Origin of the sequence: Stappia stellulata, assembly GCF_020176715.1 — a bacterium.
Classification (GTDB): Bacteria; Pseudomonadota; Alphaproteobacteria; order Rhizobiales; family Stappiaceae; genus Stappia.
In genome coordinates, this window is record NZ_JAIVMF010000001.1 from 514,327 (window position 1) to 535,604 (window position 21,278).

17 protein-coding genes are annotated in these 21,278 nt (G+C 66.7%); 11 read left to right on the top strand and 6 right to left on the bottom strand.

Annotation, left to right across the window (positions count from 1 at the left end; all coding sequences use genetic code 11):
* Positions 1-21 precede the first annotated feature (21 nt).
* From LC092_RS02355 to LC092_RS02365, 3 genes are all read left to right on the top strand, one after another.
* On the top strand, positions 22-486 hold the full coding sequence (locus LC092_RS02355) for an Lrp/AsnC family transcriptional regulator (protein WP_224804652.1): 465 nt from the start codon (positions 22-24) through the stop codon (positions 484-486).
* Between the two features lie 130 nt (positions 487-616).
* Positions 617-1,747 carry a saccharopine dehydrogenase family protein gene (locus LC092_RS02360; protein WP_224804654.1) on the top strand — a complete coding sequence of 377 codons (1,131 nt, stop codon included), beginning with the start codon at positions 617-619 and terminating at the stop codon, positions 1,745-1,747.
* A 91-nt stretch (positions 1,748-1,838) separates the two neighbouring features.
* Complete coding sequence (locus LC092_RS02365; protein ID WP_224804656.1) at positions 1,839-3,794, top strand: potassium/proton antiporter; 1,956 nt, start codon at positions 1,839-1,841, stop codon at positions 3,792-3,794.
* Between the two features lie 12 nt (positions 3,795-3,806).
* On the opposite strand, the gene LC092_RS02370 is transcribed toward LC092_RS02365, so the two are convergent.
* From LC092_RS02370 to LC092_RS02380, 3 genes are all read right to left on the bottom strand, one after another.
* Positions 3,807-4,757, bottom strand: coding sequence for a ChaN family lipoprotein (locus tag LC092_RS02370; protein ID WP_224804658.1), 951 nt, complete (start codon positions 4,755-4,757; stop codon positions 3,807-3,809).
* Between the two features lie 208 nt (positions 4,758-4,965).
* Positions 4,966-6,159 carry an acetyl-CoA C-acyltransferase family protein gene (locus tag LC092_RS02375; protein ID WP_224804660.1) on the bottom strand — a complete coding sequence of 398 codons (1,194 nt, stop codon included), beginning with the start codon at positions 6,157-6,159 and terminating at the stop codon, positions 4,966-4,968.
* Between the two features lie 740 nt (positions 6,160-6,899).
* Entirely contained in the window at positions 6,900-8,399 is a 1,500-nt protein-coding gene (locus LC092_RS02380; protein WP_224804661.1) for a CoA-acylating methylmalonate-semialdehyde dehydrogenase, read from the bottom strand.
* A gap of 184 nt (positions 8,400-8,583) precedes the next feature.
* Here LC092_RS02380 and LC092_RS02385 point away from each other — a divergent pair, with 184 nt between their 5' ends.
* Positions 8,584-9,465, top strand: a complete 882-nt coding sequence (locus tag LC092_RS02385) for a LysR family transcriptional regulator (RefSeq protein ID WP_224804664.1) — start codon at positions 8,584-8,586, stop codon at positions 9,463-9,465.
* Here the strand turns inward: LC092_RS02385 and LC092_RS02390 are convergent, their stop codons facing one another.
* The gene (locus LC092_RS02390; protein ID WP_224804666.1) at positions 9,466-10,593 is read right to left on the bottom strand and encodes a Gfo/Idh/MocA family protein; all 1,128 of its coding nucleotides are present in this window, start codon (positions 10,591-10,593) and stop codon (positions 9,466-9,468) included.
* Between the two features lie 168 nt (positions 10,594-10,761).
* Here LC092_RS02390 and iolG point away from each other — a divergent pair, with 168 nt between their 5' ends.
* Positions 10,762-11,760, top strand: coding sequence for an inositol 2-dehydrogenase (iolG, locus tag LC092_RS02395; protein WP_224804668.1), 999 nt, complete (start codon positions 10,762-10,764; stop codon positions 11,758-11,760).
* A 28-nt stretch (positions 11,761-11,788) separates the two neighbouring features.
* On the opposite strand, the gene LC092_RS02400 is transcribed toward iolG, so the two are convergent.
* The gene (locus tag LC092_RS02400; RefSeq protein ID WP_224804670.1) at positions 11,789-12,640 is read right to left on the bottom strand and encodes a MurR/RpiR family transcriptional regulator; all 852 of its coding nucleotides are present in this window, start codon (positions 12,638-12,640) and stop codon (positions 11,789-11,791) included.
* A 349-nt stretch (positions 12,641-12,989) separates the two neighbouring features.
* Between LC092_RS02400 and LC092_RS02405 the strand changes: the two genes are divergently transcribed.
* The 4 genes from LC092_RS02405 to LC092_RS02420 all read left to right on the top strand — a co-directional run bounded on the left by LC092_RS02405 (position 12,990) and on the right by LC092_RS02420 (position 17,113).
* A complete protein-coding gene (locus LC092_RS02405; RefSeq protein WP_224804671.1) occupies positions 12,990-13,940 on the top strand; it encodes a sugar ABC transporter substrate-binding protein in 951 nt (316 codons plus the stop codon).
* Positions 13,941-14,074: 134 nt separating this feature from the next.
* Entirely contained in the window at positions 14,075-15,196 is a 1,122-nt protein-coding gene (locus LC092_RS02410; protein ID WP_224804673.1) for an ABC transporter permease, read from the top strand.
* Positions 15,197-15,200: 4 nt separating this feature from the next.
* Positions 15,201-15,992: an ATP-binding cassette domain-containing protein gene (locus LC092_RS02415; protein ID WP_224804675.1), complete on the top strand. Its 792-nt coding sequence runs from the start codon at positions 15,201-15,203 to the stop codon at positions 15,990-15,992.
* Between the two features lie 200 nt (positions 15,993-16,192).
* Positions 16,193-17,113 (top strand): pirin family protein, encoded by a 921-nt coding sequence (locus LC092_RS02420; RefSeq protein WP_224804677.1) that lies wholly within the window; start codon positions 16,193-16,195, stop codon positions 17,111-17,113.
* Here LC092_RS02420 and LC092_RS02425 read toward each other — a convergent pair.
* Positions 17,091-18,023, bottom strand: a complete 933-nt coding sequence (locus LC092_RS02425) for a DUF6030 family protein (RefSeq protein WP_224804679.1) — start codon at positions 18,021-18,023, stop codon at positions 17,091-17,093. The two genes, LC092_RS02420 and LC092_RS02425, sit on opposite strands and share 23 nt — an antisense overlap.
* A gap of 127 nt (positions 18,024-18,150) precedes the next feature.
* On the opposite strand from LC092_RS02425, the gene LC092_RS02430 reads away from it, so the two are divergent.
* Both LC092_RS02430 and LC092_RS02435 read left to right on the top strand, forming a co-directional pair.
* Positions 18,151-19,422, top strand: coding sequence for an acetylornithine deacetylase/succinyl-diaminopimelate desuccinylase family protein (locus tag LC092_RS02430; protein ID WP_224804681.1), 1,272 nt, complete (start codon positions 18,151-18,153; stop codon positions 19,420-19,422).
* Positions 19,423-19,502: 80 nt separating this feature from the next.
* The gene (locus tag LC092_RS02435; RefSeq protein WP_412103508.1) at positions 19,503-21,002 is read left to right on the top strand and encodes an ABC transporter substrate-binding protein; all 1,500 of its coding nucleotides are present in this window, start codon (positions 19,503-19,505) and stop codon (positions 21,000-21,002) included.
* Positions 21,003-21,278 lie beyond the last annotated feature (276 nt).

Consider the following 21,278-nt stretch of genomic DNA (forward strand, 5'->3'; position numbering starts at 1 on the left):
CCGGACCGGAACACGGATTTCATGGCCTCTCCCCGCGATTCCCTCGACAAGAAGCTCCTTGCGCTGCTGCAGATGAACGCGCGCATGCCGACTTCCGAGCTTGCGCGCAAGCTCGGCGTCGCCCGCTCAACCGTGCACGAGCGGATCGCGCGACTGGAACGGACGGGTGTGATCACCGGCTATACGACCGTGCTGTCGCGCCCGGCGCAGGACAATCCCGTGCGCGCCCTGGTGATGCTCGCCGTCGAGCAGCAGCAGGTGCGACAGACGCTCAAGCGTCTGGAAACCTTTCCGGAAATCCGCTCCTGCCTGACGGTCTCGGGCGAATTCGACATCTGCCTCGTCGTCGAGGCGCCGCAGCTTGAGGATCTCGACGAGGCGCTCGACGACATCGCCGGCATTCCCGGCGTGCAGCGCTCGCGTTCCTCCATCGTGCTCGCCACCAAGTTCGACCGCAGCCCCGTGCCGACGCTCGCCGGCGGCTGATCCGGCAAATCGTCGGAAGTTCTGTCAAATCAACGAAAAACCGGCAACATCCGGCGGAATGGGCCCTCCCCGGCGAACGGACACGGACGTAACCTCCTCGAAATCAAGGCTTTTGAGGAGGATTTACGTCATGAGCACATGGCCGGTACTGATCGTGGGCGCAGGCAAGATCGGGCGCGCGCTTGCCGCGATGCTCGCCGATACGGGCGACTATGCCGTCACCATCGCCGACCGCGATGCCGCCGCGCTGGCGAATGCCGCCCGGCCGGGGGTCGCCACCGAAGTGGTCGACGTCGCCGACGAGGATGCGCTGGTCGCAGCGCTGTCGGACAAGAAGGCGGTTCTCTCCGCCGCGCCGTTCTTCCTCACCGAAACGATTGCCCGCGCCGCAAAACGCGCCGGCGCGCATTATCTCGACCTGACGGAGGACGTCGCCTCGACCAAGGCCGTGCGCGCGCTCGCCGAGGGCGCGGAGACGGCCTTCGCGCCGCAATGCGGTCTGGCGCCGGGCTTCGTTTCCATCGCCGGTCACGACCTCGCCAAGCGCTTCGACACGCTCGACACGCTGACGATGCGCGTCGGCGCGCTGCCGCGCTTTCCCACCAATGCGCTGAAGTACAATCTCACCTGGTCGACCGACGGGCTGATCAACGAGTATTGCGAGCCCTGCGAGGCCGTCGTCAACGGCAAGCCGACGCTGGTCCAGCCGCTTGAGGGCTACGAGAACTTCACCCTCGACGGCGTGACCTACGAGGCGTTCAACACCTCCGGCGGTCTCGGCTCGCTGAGCGAGACGCTGGCCGGCAAGGTCCAGAACCTGCGCTATCTCACCACCCGCTATCCGGGGCACCGCGACATCATGCGCATGCTGCTGCAGGACCTCGGCATGAAGGATCGCCGCGACCTGATGCGCGAGGTGCTGGAAACCGCCGTGCCGATGACCCGGCAGGATGTGGTGCTGATCTTCATCACCGCCTCGGGAACCAAGGGCGACCTGCACGAGCAGGATTCCGCCGTCTACCGGGTGACGGCGCAGGAATTTGCCGGCGACACCTGGTCGGCGATCCAGTGCACCACATCGGCCGGCGTCTGCACCGCGCTCGACCTGATGCGTGCGGGCAAGATCGCGACGCGCGGCCTGATCAAACAGGAAGATATCGCGCTCGACACCTTCCTTGCGAACCGCTTCGGCCGGATCTTTGCAAGCGGCGCGGCAACGCCGGCAAGCGTCGCGACGACCGCACCGCGCGCCGCCGCCTGAGGCGACCGCAATTCGGGCTCAAATTGCCGTATAGTCGGGGGAATTGCACGATTCCCTCGACACGCCCCGACACGGGGCAGGGCCCCGCTGAATGCTCGAAACGCTGAACCTCGTGATCCTGATCGCTGCCGGTCTCGTCGCCGTGTCGGTGTTCACGTCGCTCGTCAGCTTTCGGGTCGGGGCGCCGCTGCTTCTCGTGTTCCTGCTGGTCGGCATTGCCGCCGGCGAGGACGGTCCCGGCGGCATCGCCTTTTCCGACGCGCGCGCGGCCTATTTCATCGGCTCCATCGCGCTTGCCATCATCCTGTTCGATTCCGGTTTTCGAACACGACTGTCGACCTTTCGGCTCGCCGCAGCCCCTGCCCTCGTGCTGGCGACGCTCGGCGTCGGCATCACCTCCGCGGTGGTCGGGACGGCGGCGCATCTGCTGTTCGACTGGTCCTGGGTGGAGGGGCTCCTGCTCGGCGCCATCGTCGGCTCGACCGACGCGGCGGCGGTGTTCTTCCTCCTGCGCGTCGGCGGGGTCCACCTGCGCGAGATGATCTCCGCCACGCTGGAGGTGGAATCGGGATCGAACGACCCCATGGCGATCTTCCTCACCATGACGCTGGTGAGCATGATCACGGCCGGCGCGCTCGACTTCGACAGCGGCACCGCCGGCGGACTTGCCCTGCAATTCGTCCAGCAGATGGGCATCGGCCTGGCCGCGGGTCTCGCCGGCGGCTATGCCATCGTGCAACTGGTCAACCGGGTCAACCTGGAGCCGGCGCTCTATCCGATCGTCGTGCTGGCGCTGGCCCTGGCGCTTTCCGGCGCGACCTCGCTTGCCGGCGGCAGCGGGTTCCTCGCCGTCTATGTCGCCGGCATCACCTGCGGCAATGTCCGCATCCGCCAGCAGCCGGCGCTGAAAAACTTTCAGGGCGGCATGACCTGGCTCGGGCAGATCGGCATGTTCGTGACGCTGGGTCTTCTGGCGACACCCTCGCAATTCGGTGACGTCGCGCTCCCCGGACTGGTGCTCGCCGCCGTGCTGATCTTCGTCGCCCGGCCCGTCGCGGTCTGGCTCTGCCTGCTGCCCTTCGGCTTTACCCGCGCGGAGATCGCCTTCGTCTCCTGGGTGGGCCTGCGCGGCGCGGTCTCGATCCTGCTCGCGATCCTGCCGCTGATCGCGGGACTGCCGAATGCCCAGGCGATCTTCAACGTCACCTTTCTGATCGTGCTGACCTCTCTCGTCCTTCAGGGCTGGACAATCCGCCCGATGGCGAAATGGCTGAAGCTGATCGTGCCTGCAAGGCGCGGCCCCGTCGAGCGGATCGAGCTGGAACTGCCGGGCGGGCTCGATCATGAAATCGTCTGCTACACGGTGCATCCGGCAAGTGCGGTGGCGCGCGGGGCCCGCATTCCCCGCTGGGCCAGGCCGACGCTGATCCTGCGCGACGGCAAGACCATCCGCCTGCAAAAGGCCGGACGTCCCGAGGCCGGCGACCGGGTCTATATCCTCACCAACGCGCGTCAGGTGCCGGTGCTCGACGCACTCTTCGCCGGCGCGCCGGAAGACGAGCACGACCCGGCGCTGTTCGGTGACTTTCCGCTCGATCCGGCAACGCGCATCGCCGACGTCGGCGCGGCCTACGGGTTTCGCGTCGAGCGGCGCGATGCCGAACTGACGCTCAAGCAGGTGATGGAACGCGAGCTTGGCGACGACATCGAGCCGACCGACCGCGTGCCCTACGGCGACATCGACCTCGTCGTGCGCGACATCAACGACGATCACGGAATCACCGCCGTCGGGCTTGCGGTGGAACATGTCGAACCGGAAGAACCCGTGCTGCCGTTCTTCTTCTCGCGGCAGGATCTCGGCAAGGTATCGCGGCGGGCAATGAACAAGGTCAAGATGAGACGTGCGCGCAAGAAAGTCACGGCGCGCAGGCTCAGTTCCTTTGACACTCCGCGCAAGGATGCAGCCCCGGATGGCCCTACCGAGCCCGGGACTGCAGCGAAACCGGACCAGGTGCCGGATGACACCACCCGGCGGTCACAGCCCTGAAGGCAGTTGGCATTATTCCTTGCCGCGCTTCTTGCCGAAGCGCTTTTCCAACGCCGCGCAAGGGTCGCCGCGCTCCGCCCCGCGTCCGGGCGTGAACCAGACATAATCGTAAAGCGCCGCGTCACCGTCGCCGACCGCCGCATAGTCCTGCGGCTGCGTCGCATCCGCGCGCACCTCGACAAACCCGACCGTGACGACGGTGGCCGTCGCGTCGCGCCATGCCAGATAGCGCGGCACGCCGAAATCGGCGCGCACATGCCCGGCACCGGCGATCAGCACCGCGCCGTCGGCGCCATCTGCCGCGATCATCGCATCGGCCAGCGTCGCATCGCGCAGCCGCTGGACCGCGACCAGCGGCGCCAGCGCCGCGCGCGGCATCAGCCCGCAATGACCGTCGAACAGCGTGTCGAGAAGCCTGGCCTCCTCCGCCACACCGAGCGGGGCGTCCAGCGACAGCGTCGCGACCGTCTCCGCGCCAAGGCTCTCCGGCCCCTCCCGTGCCAGCGCGCGGCGATCCGCGCGCGGCGCGTCGCCCGCAACCACGCTCAGGCCGGCCCCCAGGGCGGTCTCAAGGATCGGCCGGTAGATCGCATAGTCGGGCCAGCCAAGCTCGGACCAGCCGACGGCCGCGCCGAACCCGGCCGCATCCGCCGGCCTTGCGGCAAGATGCGCCTCGATCCGGTCCTGCCGGTCGCGCGGGATCATTTCCAGCACCACAGCCGGGCGGCGGCCGTTTGAGGCCGCCTGACCCAGCAAATAGGCCTGCAGGGCATGGTGGTCCGGGTTGTCGTGGATCTCGCCGAGAAGCACATAGCGCGCGTCGCGCACCGCCGTCCCGACCGCGTCGCCCGACACAAAGCCGCCATCCGCGCGCGACCAGACCTTGCCCGAAAGCAGGTGATCCGCGCCGGCCTGCAGCGTGAAGGACGGAGGCTCCGCCCGCGCAGCCTGAACAGGCATCATCGCGAGGCAAACCAGGCCCCAGCCAAAAACAAGCGCGTTTGCCAACCGCATTTCGGCTTCCGTTCGTTGCGTGAGTGTCTCTACCAGTAGATAGGCAGCCAACCCACCCTGACGAGCGGCGGCCCACCGCGCCCGTCGAACGCGCGAGCGAAACGAAAGAAGGCCCGCCAAAGGGCGAGCCTTTCTCCGTTCGGTCAGCTCGCCCGCCTCACGCCGCGCTGAGGTTTTCCAGTGCCAGCGCGATGCCCTGCCCGCCGCCGATGCACATGGTCACCAGCGCATAGCGCCCGCCGGTGCGCTCCAGTTCGTACATCGCCTTGACGGCAAGGATACAGCCCGTGGCGCCGACCGGGTGACCGAGCGCGATGGCGCCGCCGTTCGGGTTGACCCGATTGGAGGGCAGGCCCAGTTCGCGCATCACCGCGCAGGCCTGCGCCGCGAAGGCCTCGTTGGATTCGATCACGTCGAAATCCGCCGCCGTCATTCCGGTCTTTTCAAACAGCTTCTGCACCGCCGGAACCGGACCGATGCCCATGATATCCGGCGACACGCCGGCATGGGCATAGCCGATCAGCCGCGCCATCGGCGTCAGGCCGCGCGCCTCCGCCGCCGATCGTTCGGCCAGAACGACGGCCGCCGCTCCATCGTTGATCCCCGAGGAATTGCCGGCGGTTACCGAGCCATCCTTGCGGAACACGGCCCGCAGGCCGCTCAGCGTCGAGGGCGAGGTGTCCGGGCGCGGATGTTCGTCGGTCGCAAAGGTCACCGTCTCGCGCCCGGCGCGGACCTCGATCGGCAGGATCTGGTCGACGAACCGGCCGTCGCGAATGGCGATCCCGGCCCGTTGCTGGCTGTCGACGGCCAGCGCATCCTGCGCCTCACGGCTGATGGTGTAGCGTTCCGCGACGTTTTCCGCCGTCACGCCCATGTGCCCGCCGCCGAAGGGATCGTTCAGCGCACCGAGCATCATGTCATGCAAGGCGGCATCGCCCATCTTCACGCCGAAGCGTGCACCCGACGAGGCATAGGGCGCGCGGCTCATCGATTCCGCGCCGCCGGCGAGCGCGTAGTCGGTATCGCCGAGAAGGACCGACTGGGCGGCCGAGACGATGGCCTGCGCGCCCGATCCGCACAGGCGGTTCACGGTCAGCGCCGGCGTCTCGACCGGAATGCCCGCCTCAACGGCGGCAACGCGCGCAAGATACATGTCGCGGGGTTCGGTGTTGATCACATGGCCGAACACCACATGGCCAATGTCGGTTGCGGCGACACGCGAGCGCCGGATCGCCTCGGCGGCCACCTTCGCCCCCAGTTCACTGGGCGGCACGCTCTTCAGCGACCCTCCGAAACTGCCAATTGCCGTGCGCACACCCGAAACGAGAACGACTTCACGCTGCGTCATCTAACCCTCTTGGACTGTTGACCTTCCGCGGTCGCGGCGGCCCCGATTTTCGGGGCACAGTATCGGGACTTGCGCGGAACCGCAAACAGGACCGCAACCGAAGGGCTCGCAACCGGCAGATCCGGGCGGCAGACACGAAAAAGCCGGGACGCATGTCCCGGCTGAGGCTGATGAGAAAACCGCGAAAACGTCGTGATCCCTGACGCTGCGTGAGCTGCGGCCCGGAATCGGTGAGGCCCGGTCTTCCGGCGGACAAGTCAGAAAAAGGATAGGCTTTTGGCTCTCCGATACCGGGTCGCGCTTGCGCTTGCCCGGTATGACGCGGGAGAGCTTTCGCCGCCCTCGTCATCGGTCTGGGGCCGGCTGCGGATGCGCAGCCGGCCTTCCCAATTCTGTTTCAGCCAGACCGCGTTCGCCCGACCGGATTGCAGTCTCGGACCACGGGGCTGACGCCCGCTTACCCTCGAGGCGCGTTCGCCCCTTCGATCATGCCACTGGCATGATCGATCCGGCCCTGACGGGCCGGACCGGGTTGCGGTCTCGACGCGGGTTGCGCCCGCTTACTCTCGACTCGCGTTCGCCCCTTCGATCATGCCACTGGCATGATCGATCCGGCCCTGACGGGCCGGACCGGGTTGCGGTCTCGACGCGGGCTGCGCCCGCTTACCCTCGACTCGCGTTCGCCCCTTCGATCATGCCACTGGCATGATCGATCCGGCCCTGACGGGCCGGACCGGGGCTCACTTCATCGTCGGGATGACGAATTCGGCGCCGTCCTTCAGGCCCGACGGCCAGCGCGAGGTGACCGTCTTGGTGCGCGTGTAGAACTTGAACGCGTCCGGGCCGTGCTGGTTGAGATCGCCGAAGCCGGAGCGCTTCCAGCCGCCGAAGGTGTGATAGGCAAGCGGCACCGGGATCGGCACGTTGATGCCGACCATGCCGATGTTGATGCGGCTGGCGAAGTCGCGGGCCGTGTCGCCATCGCGCGTATAGATCGCCGTGCCGTTGCCGTACTCGTGGCTCATCGCCAGATCGATCGCCTCGTCATAATCGGGAGCGCGGACGACCGACAGGACCGGGCCGAAGATCTCTTCCTTGTAGATCGACATGTCCCTGGTGACATTGTCGAACAGGCAACCGCCCATGAAGTAGCCGTTCTCATAGCCCTGCATGGTGAAATCGCGGCCGTCGACGGCAAGTGTCGCGCCTTCCTTCACGCCCTGCTCGACGAAACCGAGTACGCGGTCGCGCGCCTGCGCCGTCACCAACGGGCCGAAATCGACGTCGTCGCCGGCCGTATAGGGACCGATCTTCAGCGCCTCGACACGCGGGATGAGCCGCTCCATCAGCGCGTTGGCGGCTTCCTCGCCAACCGGAACCGCAACCGAGATCGCCATGCAGCGCTCGCCGGCCGCACCGTAGCCCGCGCCGATCAGCGCGTCGGCGGCCTGATCCATGTCGGCATCCGGCATGATGATCATGTGGTTCTTGGCGCCGCCGAAGCACTGCACGCGCTTGCCGTTGGCGCAGCCGCGCGAATAGACGTATTCGGCAATCGCGGTGGAGCCGACGAAGCCGACGGCCATGATGTCCGGATCGTCGAGAATGCCGTCCACGGATTCCTTGTCGCCATTGACGACGTTGAGGATGCCCGCCGGCAGGCCGGCCTCGAGCATCAGTTCCGCCAGCATGATCGGCACGGAGGGGTCGCGCTCGGACGGCTTCAGGATGAAGGCGTTGCCGGCGGCGATCGCCGGGCAGAACTTCCACATCGGGATCATCGCCGGGAAGTTGAACGGCGTGATGCCGGCAACGACGCCAAGCGGCTGGCGCATGGAGTACATGTCGATGCCCGGGCCGGCGCCTTCGGTGAACTCACCCTTCAGCAGGTGCGGCGCGCCGATGCAGAATTCCGCGACTTCCAGGCCACGGATGACGTCGCCCTTGGCGTCGGGAATGGTCTTGCCGTGCTCGCGCGAGAGCGCCTCGGCGAGCTTGTCCATGTCGCGGTGCAGGAGCGCGACGAACTTCATCAACACGCGGGCGCGCTTCTGCGGGTTCTGCGCGGCCCAGGCCGGCTGCGCGGCGGCAGCGTTTTCGACGGCGGCGCGCAGCTCTGCCTGCGAGGCAAGCGCAACCTTGGCCTGCACTTCGCCGGTCGCCGGGTTGTAGACGTCGGCATGACGGCCGGAGGTGCCTTCGACGTGCTTGCCGCCGATGAAATGTCCAATTGTCTTCATGGGTCGTTTCTCCCTTTTGGCCAAGCCGCGGCTTTCGCGCGTGCGGTCCCCTCGTCACTGAGCGGAACGAATTGGCTGAACCTGTATTGCCTTCGTTTTTTGTCGGATGCAATGTGAGGAAAGCCGCATCCGTTGTGCAAAAATCGAAACTCGCGCCTTTTTTGCGATCCAGACCGGAGCCTACATGAACTGGGACGACACGCGCATCTTCCTTGCTGTCGCACGCCATGGCCAGTTGCTGGCCGCCGCCCGCGCGCTTGGCGTCAATCACGCGACGGTTGCCCGCCGGCTGTCGGCGCTGGAGGCGGATCTCAAGGTAAAGCTTGTCGACCGGCGCACCACCGGGTCGGCGCTCACGGAAGCCGGCGAACGGTTTCTCGCCACGGCCGAGCGGGTCGAGGCGGAGATGCTGGGCGCCCGGGCGGAAATCGGCGACGCGGATGTGGCCGTTTCCGGCACGGTGCGCATCGGCGCGCCCGACGGCTTCGGCGTCGCCTTTCTGGCGCCGCGGCTCGGCGAACTGACCGAGCGGCACCCGGAACTGACGCTGCAGCTCGTGCCCGTGCCGCGCGCGGTGTCGCTGTCGCGCCGCGAGGCGGATATCGCCATCACCGTCGAGCGGCCAGACCACGGCCGGCTGGTCGCCAAGAAACTCGTCGACTACACGCTCGGCCTCTATGCCTCAAAGGCCTATCTGGCCCGCGCCGGCAAACCGGACACGCCGCAGGATCTCAAGCGCCACGCACTGGTCGGCTATGTGGAGGACCTCGTCTATTCCGCCGCTCTTGCCTATGCCGACGAAATCGACCGCAGCTTCCGTCCGCGTTTCGAGATCGGCTCCGCACTCGGACAGACGGAAGCGGTGCGTTCGGGAGCGGGCATCGGCATTCTGCACGCCTTCATCGCCCGCAATCACCCGGAGCTTGAGCGCGTGCTGGAGGATCAAAGGATCGACCGAAGCTACTGGCTGGTGCTGCATGAATCCTCGCGCGACCTGCGCCGGGTGCGTGTCGTCGCCGATTTCATCGCCGAACAGGTCGCCCGCGACCGGACGATCTTCACCTGATCAGGCGACCTCCACCCATCCGCCGACCTCGAAAGACCGCGCTGCCGCATGCACCGCACGCTCGATCTCCAGCCCGTCGGCGAAGGAAATCACGCTCGCCGGTTCGCCGGCGATGGCGCGCAGCAGCTCGCGGCACTCGATCACCTTGAGATCGTTGAAACCGAGGCCGTGTCCGGGCGCGGGGATAAAGCGGTCGTAGGGCGGGTGCTGCGGCCCGGTCAGGATGCGGGCGAAGCCCTGCTGGCGCGCGTCGCCCTCGGCGCGGTAGAGCTCGACCTCGTTCATCCGCTCCTGATCATAGAGGATCGAGCCCTTCGAGCCGAAGACCTGAAGCGCGATCCGGCCCTTGCGCCCCCAGGCGCAGCGGTTGACCTGCAGGCTTGCCTGAAGCCCACCCTCTAGGCGCATCAGCAAGTTGGCCATGTCATGGGTCTCGACCGCACGCGCCTCGTCCCCGCCGTCCGGTCGGGTCGCATAAGGCATCGCCATGTCGCAGAAGACTCGCTCGACCCGCCCGAACAGGCGCTGGATCAGCGACAGCGGGTGGACCGCGAAATCGTCGAGCGCGCCATAACCGGACGAGGATGCATTCTTCCAGAAGAACGGCGTGTCCGGATCGGCCATGAAATCCTCGTCCATCTCGGCGCGGATCTGGAACGGCGTGCCGATGGCGCCCTCGCCGATCAGCCGGGCGATCTCCCGAAACGCCGGGTTCTGGATGTAGTTGTACCCCAGCACCGCAACGCGGCCGCTCTCCTCGGCCGCAGCCTTCATGGCGAGCGCATCGGCGAAGTCGGGCGCCATCGGCTTTTCGCACCACACGTGCTTGCCGGCTTTCAGCGCGGCGATCGCCATCTCGGCATGGAACGCGTTCGGCGTGGTGATCGAGACAACATCGATGGCGGGATCCGACACCAACGCGTGCCAGTCGCTGGTTGAACGGGCAAAGCCGAACTCCTCGGCCCGCGCGCTTGCATAGGCCTCGGAGGTTTCGCACAGAAGCTCGAGCCGGGGCCGCGCGACGTCTCCGAACACGGGTTTCACCGCATTCCAGGCCAGCGCATGGCACTTGCCCATATAGCCCGTTCCGATCAGCCCGACACCGAGCGGCGCATTCGAGTTTGCCATGACTTCCTCTTTTCCGGCTTGCGCGGCAGGGTGCGCAGGTGCGACGCCAGTCCCGCCGCGTCTCTCGCCAGGCCCCGTTCAGACGCCGGCAGCGACCTTGCGCGAGTGAAACGTAAATTCTATGCTGCGGTCAATATGGAACATACATTCTCTTTGAAAGGACCAGACGTGCTTTCCATCGCAATCATCGGAGCCGGACGGATCGGGCAGATCCATGCAGCCAATCTTGCCGCACGCGCAGCCGACCACAAGGACGTGGCGCTGGCCGGCATATGCGACGCCAGCGAGGCGGCCGCGCGCACGCTCGCGGGCCGTCTCGACGCACCGGTCATCGATCTCGACGAGGCGCTGGAGGGAAGCGGGTCCAATGCGGTGCTGATCGCCTCGCCCACCGACACGCATTCCGACTTCATCGAGCGCGCGGCCAGGGCCGGCAAGGCGATCTTCTGCGAAAAGCCGGTGGACCTGTCGGCCAAACGCATCGAAGGCGTGCTGAAGACGGTGAAGGCCGCCGGCGTGCCGCTCTTCATCGGTTTCAACCGGCGCTTCGATCCGAATTTCGCCAGCGTCAAGGCACGGATCGACGACGGCCAGATCGGCGAGGTGGAACTGGTGACCATCCTGTCGCGCGATCCCTCCCCGCCGCCGGTCTCCTACATCGAACGCTCGGGCGGCCTGTTCCGCGACATGATGATCCATGATTTCGACATGGCCCGCTTCCTGCTCGGCGAGGAGCCGGTCGAGGTGCATGCGGTCGGCTCCAGTCTGGTCGATCCGGCGATCGGCGCGGCCGGCGATGTCGACACTGCCGCCGTGCTTTTGAAGACCGCAAGCGGCAAGATCGCACAGATTTCCAATTCCCGCCGCGCCACCTATGGCTACGACCAGCGCATCGAGGTGCACGGCCAGAAGGGCCTGCTGCGGGCCGGCAACCAGCATGAAACCACCGTCGAGCTGGCAACGGGCGCGGGTTTCACCGCCGATCCCGCGCAGAATTTCTTTCTCCAGCGCTACGCAACCGCCTATCGGCTGCAACTGGACGCATTTCTGGCGGCCGCCCGCGGCGAGCAGGCGCCCAAGCCGGACGGGCATGACGGGCTGATGGCACAAAGGCTGGCGGACGCGGCAACGGAGTCGGCCAAAAGCGGGCAACCGGTCCGTTTTTGAAATCAGGTCGTTGAGCGGCGGCGCGGCATCAAAGGTCGCCGCCACCGTCTTCGCCGCGCCGCAGCTCGGCGGCAGCGACACAGAGCGCCATCGCCAGGCACAAGGTGCCGGAGAGCGAGCGAAAGGCACCGAGATCGGCTTCCACCACCTCGATCACGGCGCGGGCCGACTGGATCAGCGGCGAGAACGGGGAATCGGTCAGCGCCAGCACCGGCACGCCGCGCTCGGCCGCCGCGTTGGCGACGTCCACTGTGAGCGAGGTATAGGGGGTGAAGCTCACGGCGACCAACAGATCCTCGGGGCCGGCCGCGCCCGCCTGCTCCGGACCGAGCGAGGCCAGATTGTCGACCAGCACCGCCGGCATGCCGAGCTTGGCAAGCGCGTAGGACATATAGGCGCTCACCGGAAACGCGCGGCGCTGGCCGACCAGATAGATCACCCGGGCATCGGCCATCAGCCGCGCCGCCTCCTCCATCGTGTCGCCGGAAATGGAATTGCGCAGTCTGAGCAGCGAGGCGACCGCCGTGTCGACGAAATCGCCGAACAGCGCATGGGCGCCCCGGCTTTCGCCTGACCGCCGCCGCAAGGCCTCCAGCCGTTCGTCATAATCCGGCCAGCGCTCGCGCAGCCTGGCCCGAAACACGTCCTGGAACTCCGAAAATCCCTGATAGCCGAGAGACTGGGCGAAGCGCACCAGCGTCGAGGGCTGGACGCCCGCCTGCTCCGCGATGACGGCCACCGTTCCGAAGGTGACATCGTCGGGACGGTCGACGGCGAAGGCCGCTACCTGCGCAAGCCGCTTGGGCATGGACGGCCGGCGCGCGATCAGGAGCGCACGCAAACTGTCGTAGTCCCGCGGGGCCTCCTGCACATCGCTCATTCCGCATCCCTCTCCTGTCCACATTTGCCGGCGCACAATCGCCGATCTTGTCAAAAACCGCAAAGCCTCCCGACACATGTCGCGTCCGCCGCCGGCCGTTTCGGTTTTCAGCTTGACACCGGCGAAGCGAAAATGGAATAAAAATTCCAGATGTCGATTTTTGGAATGCGACATTCCGGCCGCTTCGATGCCATTGCAATCCTGCACCCGTTTGGGAGCGGGCTGGATTGTCGGTCCGGCGCAGGGATGCGTCCCGGGCGAGGGCATCGCACAGGCGGCCGTCAAGGGAGAATTGCCTGAAATCCCGTTCAACGGGGTCCCCGCTGCGGGGAAACTGGGAGGAAACCAAATGAATCGCTTGTTCACACGCTTGCTGTCGGCGGTCGCCGTCGTGGGGCTGACCGCGGTGGCTCCGGTCGCCCCGGCCTCGGCCGAGGACATCAATATCATCGTGGTCAGCCACGGGCAGGCCTCCGATCCGTTCTGGTCGGTGGTCAAGAACGGTGTGGCCCAGGCCGGCACCGACATGAATGTCGCGGTCGACTACCGTGCGCCGGAAACCTTCGACATGGTGGCGATGGCCCAGTTGATCGATGCCGCCGTCAACCAAGAGCCGCACGGGCTGATCGTCTCGATCCCGGATGCGGATGCGCTCGGCGATTCCATCCGCAAGGCGGTCTCCGCCGGCATTCCGGTGATCTCGATGAACTCCGGCTCCGACGTCTCCGCCTCGCTGGGAGCGGCCCTGCATGTCGGCCAGGAAGAATATGACGCCGGCAAGAAGGCCGGCGAAGAGCTCGCCGCGATGGGCGGCAAGACCGGCCTTTGCGTCAACCACGAGGTCGGCAATGTTTCGCTCGACCAGCGCTGCGAGGGCTTTTCCGAAGGCTTCGGCGGGTCGGTGACCATCCTGCCGACGACCAACGATCCGGGCGAGATCCTGTCGAAGGTCAAGGCGGCAATCGCCTCCGACGGCGACATCGACACCATCATGGCGCTTGGCGCGTCGCTCGCCGGCGAGCCGGTGGTGCAGGCGGTCAAGGACAGCGGTATGATCGGCAAGATCAATGTCGCGACCTTCGATCTCTCGGCCAACTTCCTGCAGTCGGTCGCCGACGGCGAAGCCGCCTTCGCCATCGACCAGCAGCAGTACCTGCAGGGCTACCTGCCGGTGGTGTTTCTGGCCAATCACGCCCGCTACGGCCTGATGCCGGGCGGAAATGTGCCGTCGGGTCCGAACCTGATCACCAAGGACAAGGCGGCCCAGGTGGTCGACCTTTCGGCCAAGGGCATCCGCTGAGCGGATGATCGACCGTTGACCGCCCGGGGGCGCGGCCTTGCGCCGTGCCCCCGTTTCGTTTCCGCTACCGATCGCGGCCTGAGCCGGCGCACCCTGGCGCCCCCCCCCGCGACGTAGGCTTGCGAGGCCACACGATGAGCGATGCAGACGCGGTGCCTGCCACGCCGGCACAGCCGGATGAACGGCTCAAGCAAACCACCCTGATGACCCGACTGCTGCGGCGCCCGGAACTCGGCGCGCTGGCAGGGCTCATTCTGGTGACGGCGTTTTTCATGACCGTCGCCAATCCGGCGATGTTCTCGCTCGCCGGCATCATGAACTTCATGGCGCCCGCAGCCCAGCTCGGCATTCTCGCCATCGGCGCGGCGCTGTTGATGGTCGGCGGCGAGTTCGACCTCTCGGTCGGCTCCATGGTTGCCTTTGCAGGCCTTGCCTTCGGCACGGTGCTCGTGACCTGGGAGATGCCGCTCATCGTCGCCATCGTCGCCACGCTGATCTTTGCCGGCGGCATCGGCGCGATGAACGGCCAGATCGTGCTGCGCACCGGCCTGCCCTCCTTCATCGTGACGCTGGCCTTCCTGTTCATCCTGCGCGGGTTGACGCTGGTCGGGCTGAAATGGGCAACCGACGGCGCCACCCAGTTGCGCGGCGTCAAGGAAGCGGCCGGCGACAGCCCGATCCTCGAACTCTTCTCCGGCGAGGCCTTCGAGGGGCTGTTCGCCATGCTCGCCGCCAACGGCTGGATCGACACCTTCCGAAACGGCACGCCAAAGGTGACCGGCATGCCGGTGGAGATCCTCTGGTTCGCAGGTATCGCGCTGGTCGCCACCTGGGTGCTCTTGCGCACCAAGTTCGGCAACTGGATCTTTGCTGCCGGCGGCGACGCCAATGCCGCGCGCAATTCCGGCGTACCGGTGCGCCGGGTGAAGACCATCCTGTTCATGGCCACGGCGATGTGCGCGGCGCTGGTCGCGATCCTCACCGTGCTCGACGCCGGATCGACGGATGCCCGGCGCGGCTTCCAGAAGGAATTCGAGGCGATCATCGCCGCCGTCATCGGTGGCTGCCTGCTGACCGGCGGCTACGGCTCGGCCATCGGCGCGTTCCTCGGGGCGATCATCTTCGGCATGGTGCTGATCGGCCTGACCTACACCGACATCGACCAGGACTGGTATCTGGTGTTCCTCGGCGGCATGCTGCTGCTGGCGGTCCTGTTCAACAACTTCATCCGCAAGCGGGCGACGGGGGAGCGCTGAGGCCATGACCGAATCCAACTCCACACCGCTGATCGAGGTGCGCGACCTGGTCAAGCACTTCGGCTCCGTGATCGCGCTCGGCGGCGTCTCGATGAAGGTCCATGCCGGCGAGGTGCTCTGCCTGCTCGGCGACAATGGCGCCGGCAAGTCGACGCTGATCAAGACGCTGTCCGGCGTCCATGCGCCGACGGAAGGAACCTTCCACGTCGAAGGCCGGCCGGTCTCCTTCCAGAGCCCGCGCGACGCGCTCGACGCCGGCATCGCCACGGTCTACCAGGACCTGGCGATGATCCCGCTGATGTCGATCACCCGCAATTTCTTCATGGGCCGGGAGCCGCTGAAGGGATTCCCGCCCTTCCGCCACATGGACATGGCCCATGCCGACACGGTGACGCGCGAGGAGATGCGCCGCATCGGCATCGACGTGCGCGATCCGCAACAGGCGGTGGGCACCTTGTCCGGCGGCGAGCGCCAATGCGTCGCCATCGCGCGGGCGGTCTATTTCGGCGCCAAGGTGCTGATCCTCGACGAGCCGACCTCGGCGCTCGGCGTGGCGCAAACCTCCATGGTGCTGAAGTATATCAACCAGGTGCGCACCAAGGGGCTGGGGGTGATCTTCATCACCCACAACGTGCGCCATGCCTTCGCCGTCGGGAACCGCTTCACCGTGCTCAACCGCGGCAAGACCCTCGGTACCCACGCCAAGGACGAGATCACCATCGACGAACTGCAGAACCTGATGGCCGGCGGCAAGGAACTGCAGGACCTCGGCGCGGAACTGGGCGGGACGGTCTGATCGAAGGGGCCGGCCAACGATGCCCGGAATCGTCACGGCCTTCAGATGGCTGAACGGTCCTGGCGAGAGCGCGCGAGATCGTTCACCCAGACCATACAATCCGTCTTGCGAACGGAGGCTGGAACCGGGCGCGGGATGGATTATCCTTTGAGACAGGACGGGCGCCCGACGCGCCCGACACACCTGCCGAGGAGACAGCCATGACGTGGATGCCCGATCTCGACCCGACGCCCGGCGACGCAAAATCCTGCGACATGATCGACACGATCATCGTGCCGCGCGCCCGCGATCTCGGCGGCTTCGAGGTGCGCCGCGCGCTGCCCTCGCCCAAGCGGCAGATGATCGGCCCCTTCATCTTCTTCGACCAGATGGGACCAGCGGAGTTCCTGCACACCGGCGGGATCGACGTGCGCCCGCATCCGCACATCGGCCTGGCGACGGTGACCTATCTGTTTGAGGGCGAGATCCACCACCGCGACAGTCTCGGCTCCGACCTGCCGATCCGGCCCGGCGAACTCAACTGGATGACGGCCGGCTCCGGCATCGTCCATTCCGAGCGCGAGGACCCGGAGCAGAAGGCGCGCGCCCGCAAGCTCTTCGGCATCCAGAGCTGGGTGGCCTTGCCGAAACACGCGGAGGAAACGGCACCCGCCTTCGAACATGTCGGCAAAAGCGACCTCCCGGTCCTCACCGATCAGGGCGCAACGGTGCGGGTGATCGCCGGGGAAATCTATGGCGCGCGCTCGCCGGTGAAGACGGCGTCGGAGACGATCTATGCCGATGTCACGTTGGAGGACGGGCGCCGTCTGCCGGTCGACGCCACCCATGAGGAACGGGCGATCTACACCGTCGGCGGCACCATCGAGATTGCCGGCGACACCTTCGAGGAAGGGCAGCTTCTCGTCTTCAAGCCGGGCGACGCCATCACCGTGACGGCGCGCGGACCGGCGCGGTTCCTGATCCTCGGTGGCGAGCCGATGGACGGGCCGCGCCATATCTGGTGGAATTTCGTCTCCTCGTCGAAGGAGCGGATCGACCAGGCCAAGGAAGACTGGAAGCAGATGCGTTTCGACACGGTTCCAGGCGATGCGGAAGAGTTCATTCCCCTTCCCGGCCGCTGACCCCGCGGGTATCGCGCGTCTGCGGGTCTGCCCCGCCGACCGGCCGGTTGCGCCGGCGCTCGCCCGCCCTCTCCGCCTCCCAGGCGAAGGGGGCGAAGAGTTCCGCAGGCGCCACAAGGTCGACGACGGGGAACTCGACGATGACATTGACCCGCACCACGCCGGGCAGGTCCCCGGTCAGGTCCGGGTCCTCCGGCAGGATCGTCACCGTCATGCCGTATTGCTCGAATGTCGCCGCGCGATTGTCCGTCACCGCCTGCTGCACCCCCTCCGGCCAGGGCCAGCCGTAGCGCGAGCCGACCGCATCCAGAACCCGCAGCAGCGAGGCCCGCGCCCGGCTCACCGTTGCCGGGTTTTCCGCATTCAGCTTGACGCGCACGGTGTTGAGCGACGTTTCGCTTTGCCCCCGCAGATTGACGAAAAGCGTGGCGTGCCGTCCGTCCGGCGCGGTGCGTCCAAGCACGACCAGCTCGCTCGCGCAGTACCAGAAACCGGCGACAAAAGGGTCCGGCTTCCAGTCCGACATCGGCACGCCGAGACCGGAGATCGCCGCGCAGAGATCCGCCGGATGACCGCCATAGACACGCTTGAAGACCGCGGGCCGGTCGAGCATGGGGCGCAACAGCCGCATCCGTTCCTCCGGCGGAAGACCGGCCAAGGCATCGGCCGGCAGGTCCACGGCCCTCTCGCCGGTAATCGGCAAGGGCGGCGCGTCTCCCATGATCATGCGGGCAATCGCGAGGGCAAAGGCAACGGCTACGAGCACGCCGAAAAGCCCGAGAAGACGGCGGCCCATCTGCAGCCGATGCAGGCGGGCGAGCGCCTGGCGCCCGCTTCCGCCATCCGTCGGGGACGCCCCGGACCTGCCTGACGCGGCGTCTTCGGTGTTTTCCCAAATCGTCTTCGGCACGTCCCGCCCTTCGATCCGCAAAACGCCGTCAGCGCGCTGGAAAGTCGCCGCCCGGTGGTGCACCATGTGCACGGACAACCGGTGCAAGTTCGTGGTCGCCCGGCTCTGTCCTATCACGGGAGGCGACATGCTGGAGGCGCTTTTTCGGCGCGTCGACGACAAGCGCGACGAGCTTGTGCGGTTGACCCAGGACCTGATCCGCATACCGACCGTCAACCCTCCGGGCGAAGCCTACACGCCCTGCGCGGAGTTCATCGGCACCCGGCTCGCCCGGCGCGGCTTCCAGGTGAGCTACATGCGCGGCGAGGACACGCCGGGCGACAGCGCCCGCTATCCGCGCACCAATGTGGTGGCCCGCATCGAGGGCCGGCGCCCCGGCCCCTGCGTTCATTTCAATTCCCACATCGATGTGGTCGAGGCCGGTCACGGCTGGAGCGTCGAGCCTTTTGCCGGCGTCGTGCGCGACGGCAGGGTTTACGGGCGCGGCGCCTGCGACATGAAGGGCGGACTCGCTGCCTCCATCATCGCAATCGAGGCTCTTCTGGAAGCCATGCCGGAATTTCCCGGCGCCATCGAGATTTCCGGCACGGTCGACGAGGAATCCGGCGGCTTCGGCGGCGTCGCCTATCTGGCCTCCAAAGGGCTGTTCTCCAAGCCGCGCGTCGACCACGTGATCATACCCGAGCCGCTCAACAAGGATCGAATCTGCCTCGGCCATCGCGGCGTGTGGTGGGCGGAGATCGAGACGCGCGGCTCCATCGCGCATGGCTCCATGCCGTTCCTCGGCGATTGCGCCGTGCGCCACATGGGAGCCGTGCTGGAGCGCTTCGAGCGCGATCTCTACCCCAAGCTTGCCGCCAAACACACCGACATGCCCGTGGTGCCCGAAGGCGCGCGCTCCTCGACGCTCAACATCAACTCGATGCATGGCGGCCAGCCGGAAGGCTTCGACGGTCTGCCCTCGCCTTGCGTGCCCGACAGCTGCCGGATGGTGATCGACCGCCGCTACCTGATCGAGGAAAGCCTGGAGGAGGTGAAGGGCGAGGTGATGGACATTCTCGACGACCTCGCCCGCACGCGGGAAAAATTCGACTACCGGATCCGCGACCTGATGGAGGTGATCCCGACGATGACCGACCGGGACGCTCCGGTGGTGCGCGCGGTCGCCGACGGCATTCGCGATGTGCTGTCGAAGGCGCCCGACTATGTGATCTCGCCCGGCACCTACGATCAGAAACACATCGCCCGCATCGGCCATCTGCACGATTGCATCGCCTATGGCCCGGGCATTCTCGACATGGCCCACCGGCCGGACGAATTCGTCGGCATCGACGACATGGTCGACAGCGCCAAGGTGATGGCGCAGGCGACCGTGGCGCTTTTGACCGCCGGGCGCTAGGCTCGCACGCACGCGCGACGCAGTCATGCGACGGCACGGCGCCCGACCTCGGGCGCCGCACGAAAACGGGAGGTTTTTCGATGATGGCATTCTTCAACCGGCGCGCGGCACTCGCCGCCGGCCTCGTGATCGGCGCGGCAGCGGCCTTCGCCCCGCTGCCCGCCGAGGCGGCCCGCACCGATATCGTGCTCGGCGTCCAGCTGGAGCCGCCGCATCTCGACCCCACGGCGGGCGCGGCCGCGGCAATCGATGAAATCACCTATGCCAACATCTTCGAGGGCCTGACCCGCATCGACAGGAACGGCGCCGTGCAGCCCTTGCTCGCCAAGAGCTGGACGATCTCCGAGGACGGACTGACCTATACCTTCCAGCTTCAGGACGGCGTGACCTTCCATGACGGCACGAGCTTTGACGCGGAGGATGTGAAGTTCTCGCTCGACCGCGCCCGCGCGGAGGACAGCACCAACGCGCAAAAGCCGCTGTTTGCCGGCATCGAAGCCGTCGAGGTGGTCGATCCCGCGACCGTCCGGATCACGCTTTCCAAGCCGAACGGCGGTTTCCTCTTCAACCTCGGCTGGGGCGACGCCGCCATGGTGGCGCCGGAAAGCGCGGAGACAAACAAGACGAAGCCGGTCGGCACCGGTCCGTTCCGCTTCTCCAACTGGGCCCAGGGCGACAACGTCGAGATCGTGCGCAACGATGCCTATTGGGGCGACCCGGTGGCGTTGGAGAAAGCCACCTTCAAGGTGATCGCCGATCCGGGCGCAGGGCTTGCCTCGCTGCTGGCCGGCGACATCGATGCCTTCCCGGTCTTCCTGGCGCCGGAAAACCTGCCGATGCTGGATGCCGATCCGCGCTTCACCGTCGCCGTCGGCACCACCGAGGGCGAAACCATCCTGGCGATGAACAACAAGGCCGGACCGCTCGCCGACCTGCGGGTGCGCCGGGCGATCTCCCATGCGATCGACCGCCAGGCGATCATCGACGGCGCGATGTTCAGCATCGGCACGCTGATCGGCACGCATTTCGCCCCGCATCATCCCGCCTATGTCGACCTCACCGACACCTATCCGCTCGACCTCGACAAGGCGAAGGCGCTGCTTGCCGAGGCCGGCTATCCGGACGGTTTCAAGGCGACGATCAAGCTGCCGCCCCCGGTCTACGCCCGGCGCGGCGGCGAGCTGATCGCCTCCGACCTGAAGAAGATCGGCATCGAACTGGAGATCGTTCCGCTGGAGTGGGCGCAGTGGCTGTCGGAGGTGTTCAAGGGCAAGGACTTCGATTTCACCATCGTCTCCCACACCGAGCCGATGGACATCGGCATTTACGGCCGCAAGGACTATTATTTCCAGTATGACAGCGCCCGGTTCGACGAGACCATGGCCAAGCTGGACACCGCTTCGGCGACGGACGAACGCTATGCTCTGATGGGCGAGGCACAGCGGATCATCACCGAGGATGCGGTGAACGTCTATCTGTTCCAGCTCGCCAAGGCCGGCGTCTGGGCCTCGGGCCTGAAGGGCTTATGGGTCAATTCCCCGATCCAGGCGAACGACCTGACGGGCGTTTCCTGGGAGTGAGCGGGCCTCGGCCTGCATGACAAGCGATCAGGGAGCCGGGGCAAGACGCCGCCGCTCTTCTGATGTGTGAAGCCAGGTGTTCAAGGGACGCGGGAGCGAGCAACTTGCAGGAACGAAACCGTCCCGCGCCCTGTCGTCCTTCCGGCCACTTGGCCGGTACCCAATCCACGTCGCAGCAGGCGCTGATCCTCGGCATTCCGAACTGATCGGCCGCACCGCGCCCGACACCGGCTGAGGGTGCCAATGGATCCTTGATCGAGTCGGAGATGACGGCTG

Coding starts and splice junctions, on each gene's coding strand:
- LC092_RS02355 (WP_224804652.1), top strand. CDS start 22: ATGGCCTCTCCCCGCGATTCCCTCGACAAGAAGCTCCTTGCGCTGCTG.
- LC092_RS02405 (WP_224804671.1), top strand. CDS start 12,990: ATGAATCGCTTGTTCACACGCTTGCTGTCGGCGGTCGCCGTCGTGGGG.
- LC092_RS02360 (WP_224804654.1), top strand. CDS start 617: ATGAGCACATGGCCGGTACTGATCGTGGGCGCAGGCAAGATCGGGCGC.
- LC092_RS02400 (WP_224804670.1), bottom strand. CDS start 12,640: ATGAGCGATGTGCAGGAGGCCCCGCGGGACTACGACAGTTTGCGTGCG.
- LC092_RS02370 (WP_224804658.1), bottom strand. CDS start 4,757: ATGATGCCTGTTCAGGCTGCGCGGGCGGAGCCTCCGTCCTTCACGCTG.
- LC092_RS02385 (WP_224804664.1), top strand. CDS start 8,584: ATGAACTGGGACGACACGCGCATCTTCCTTGCTGTCGCACGCCATGGC.
- LC092_RS02380 (WP_224804661.1), bottom strand. CDS start 8,399: ATGAAGACAATTGGACATTTCATCGGCGGCAAGCACGTCGAAGGCACC.
- LC092_RS02420 (WP_224804677.1), top strand. CDS start 16,193: ATGACGTGGATGCCCGATCTCGACCCGACGCCCGGCGACGCAAAATCC.
- LC092_RS02390 (WP_224804666.1), bottom strand. CDS start 10,593: ATGGCAAACTCGAATGCGCCGCTCGGTGTCGGGCTGATCGGAACGGGC.
- LC092_RS02365 (WP_224804656.1), top strand. CDS start 1,839: ATGCTCGAAACGCTGAACCTCGTGATCCTGATCGCTGCCGGTCTCGTC.
- LC092_RS02410 (WP_224804673.1), top strand. CDS start 14,075: ATGAGCGATGCAGACGCGGTGCCTGCCACGCCGGCACAGCCGGATGAA.
- LC092_RS02415 (WP_224804675.1), top strand. CDS start 15,201: ATGACCGAATCCAACTCCACACCGCTGATCGAGGTGCGCGACCTGGTC.
- LC092_RS02430 (WP_224804681.1), top strand. CDS start 18,151: ATGCTGGAGGCGCTTTTTCGGCGCGTCGACGACAAGCGCGACGAGCTT.
- LC092_RS02435 (WP_412103508.1), top strand. CDS start 19,503: ATGATGGCATTCTTCAACCGGCGCGCGGCACTCGCCGCCGGCCTCGTG.
- LC092_RS02375 (WP_224804660.1), bottom strand. CDS start 6,159: ATGACGCAGCGTGAAGTCGTTCTCGTTTCGGGTGTGCGCACGGCAATT.